The 1,928-nt window shown below is 72.8% G+C and carries 2 protein-coding genes; both read right to left on the bottom strand.

Features of this window, described 5'->3' with window-relative positions; all coding sequences use genetic code 11:
* Nucleotides 1-379: PPOX class F420-dependent oxidoreductase (locus tag ABZ641_RS35380; protein WP_359988508.1), on the bottom strand; the 379-nt coding region annotated here is incomplete at its 3' end.
* Nucleotides 380-425: 46 nt separating this feature from the next.
* Nucleotides 426-1,928, bottom strand: a 1,503-nt coding sequence (locus ABZ641_RS35375; RefSeq protein ID WP_359988506.1) for a serine hydrolase, incomplete at its 5' end; no start/stop codon positions are given.

Raw genomic sequence — 1,928 nt, 5'->3', positions numbered from 1 at the left:
GGCTGATGCGCAGGACGACCCGCAGGACCTCGGCGGGCAGGTCGAGGTACTCCTGGCCGGCGCCGGGGCCCTCGTACTGTTCGGCGAGGGCGGCCGCGAGGGCGCGGCCGGTGTCCTCGGTGACGGTGGTGAGCCCGCGGATCTCGGCGTACCGGTCCGGGTCGGCGGGGTCGTACACGGTGAGGCTGGCGCGGGGGTCGCGGCGCAGGTTGCGTTCCTTGCGGCGGCCGGCCGCGGTGGAGACGAGCAGGTCGTCGCCGTCGCGGCCGACCCAGACCACGGAGGTCTGCGGGGCCCCGTCGGGGTTGAGGGTGGCGAGGACGGCGGGGATCGGCGCGTCGATCAGCGCCCGGACGGATTCGTTCAGCTGGGTCGTCATTCGGGCGAGGCTACCTGGCGCCCGGTCAGGTCCCCGTAGGGTGGGGTCAGCCGCGGGTGAAGGTCCCGAGGCCGTCGTGGTTGAACTGCTCGACCACCACCGAGGTCGCACGCCCGTCGGGGCCGACGGTGAAGGTGACCCCGGAGAGGCCGACGGCGTTCTCCCCGCGGGTCTGGAAGCTGAACACGTCGCCGTCGTAGTGCTGGAGCGGGAACTGCAGGTTGTCCGGTCCGAGGCTCATGACCAGCCTGCCGTCCCGCGAGGTGACGGTCATCGGCCCGAAGTACCCGTTGGTGTAGGTCCCGCGGTAGGCGGAGTCCGGCTTGGCCGGGGCGGCGCCGGCCGGGGGCTTGGTGTAGTCGGTCGGCGAGACCTGGCCCCCGGCGGCGGCGGGCACGACCTTGCCCATGAAGCCCAGCCAGTCCACCGTCTCGTGGCCCTCCTGGGCGACGTCGAAGAACTCCTCGGCCACCGCCTCCGGGACGCCGATCGGCTGGCCGTTGGTCAGCACGACGATCCCGAGCTGCTCGGAGGGCAGCAGGGTCACCACGGTCGCCGCGCCCAGGTCGAACGCGCCGGAGTGGTTCAGCCGCAGCCGGCCGCGGGAGTCGTAGTTGACGTTCCAGCCGAGGCCGTAGAAGCCGGCGTTGCCCGCGGGGGCGTGCGGCGGGTTGGAGACGATGTGCGGCAGCCGGGTCTCGTTCAGCGCCGCGGCGTCGACGATCTGCCGGCCCTCGAACGATCCGTCGGCGAGTTGCAGCCGCATCCACCGGGCGAGGTCCTGCGCGGTGGAGCTGACCCCGCCGGCGGGGGCCTGCGGGTCCGGGTTCTGGGTGGTGCTGACCTGCCAGCCGGAGTCCGTCCGCACGTGCGGCGTCGCCTTGTTCGCGGCGCTGTCGTAGGCGGAGCGCAGCGAGCTGGTGGAGTTCATCCCGAGCGGCTTGTAGACGACGTCCGCCGCCAGGTCCTCCCAGGCCACGCCCTTGGCCTTGGCGACGGCGACGGCCGCCTCGGTCAGGCCGTAGTTGGTGTAGGCGTAGCTGGCCCGGAACGGTGCGAGTTGGTGGTCGCGCAGGTGCTGCAGGATGTAGTCGCGCTGGTAGCCGAGGTCCTCCAGCAGGTCGCCGGCGTGGTCGGGCAGTCCGCTGCGGTGCGAGAAGAGGTCGGCGATCGTCACGTGGCTGCTCACCCACGGGTCCGCCAGTGCGAAGCCGGGGTCGTGGGCGGCGATCGGGTCGTCCCACTTCACGGTCTTCTGCCCGACCGCTCCGGAGACCACGGTCGAGCCGATCGGCTTGGAGAGCGAGGCGAGCTGGAAGACGGTGTCCGGGTCGACCGTCTCGGGCGAGCCGAGCCGGCGGACTCCGTAGCCCTTCAGGTGGACGACCTTGTCCTTGTACACGATGGCGACGGCCGCGCCCGGCACGCCCGTCTTCGCCATCGCGTTCCGCACGTAGCCGTCGATCTGCGCCACCGCGGCGGAGACCTGCCGGTCCGTCAGCTGCGGCGGCGGCTGCGCCGGGGGTGCGGCGGCCGGGGCGGACGAGGG

Origin of the sequence: Kitasatospora sp. NPDC007106, from assembly GCF_040634455.1 — a bacterium.
GTDB lineage: Bacteria > Actinomycetota > Actinomycetes > Streptomycetales > Streptomycetaceae > Kitasatospora > Kitasatospora arboriphila.
Note: the sequence above shows the minus strand (reverse complement) of the source record. Positions and strands in the feature narration are given on the sequence as shown.